The organism is Paraburkholderia sp. SIMBA_054 (genome assembly GCF_046534875.1).
In the GTDB taxonomy this organism is placed as follows: Bacteria; Pseudomonadota; Gammaproteobacteria; order Burkholderiales; family Burkholderiaceae; genus Paraburkholderia; species Paraburkholderia hospita.
Genome location: NZ_JAWRXV010000232.1, coordinates 1 through 495, shown reverse-complemented (window position 1 = coordinate 495; position 495 = coordinate 1). Strand labels below are relative to the sequence as shown.

The following is a 495-nucleotide window of genomic DNA, read 5'->3' as shown; positions in this document are numbered from 1 at the left end:
GCCTCGCGCCGGCGGTTCAATAGCTCAATGCTTCAATAGCGGCTTTCGTCCAGCGCAAACACCGCGCGCAGTTTCTGCGACAGGCCTTGCAGCAGGCGCGAATAACCTTCGGCGCCCATCAGCACCACTTCGGCGAGCCCGCGCAACGGCGCGTCTTCCTCGGTGCGCGCTTCGTCGGCGGCGGCGATCCATGCGTCCGCGCGGCCGAACGTGCATTGCACGAGCTGGCGTTCCTGCTCGAGCGTCAACTCGTCGAACTGCACACTGCCGGTCGCCGCGGCTCACGCACACCTGCAGCCAGTCGCCTTCAACGAGCGGCAGGCCGGGCGCGACGTGAAGACCGAGGCCGCCCGTCGAGTAGTCGCTCGTCATGCACGCGACCGTGGTGCCGTCGCTGAGCAAGAGCGTGGCCGGCATGCTCATCGGCACGCGGTGGCTGCCGCGAATCTGCTTCGCCTCACGCGCGACGCTCACGGCCGCGCCGAGCATCACGAG

At 68.3% G+C, this 495-nt stretch carries 1 pseudogene; it reads right to left on the bottom strand.

Features of this window, described 5'->3' with window-relative positions:
* Nucleotides 1-32: 32 nt before the first annotated feature.
* Nucleotides 33-495: pseudogene (locus SB822_RS54910) on the bottom strand (PilZ domain-containing protein); the annotation flags it as partial.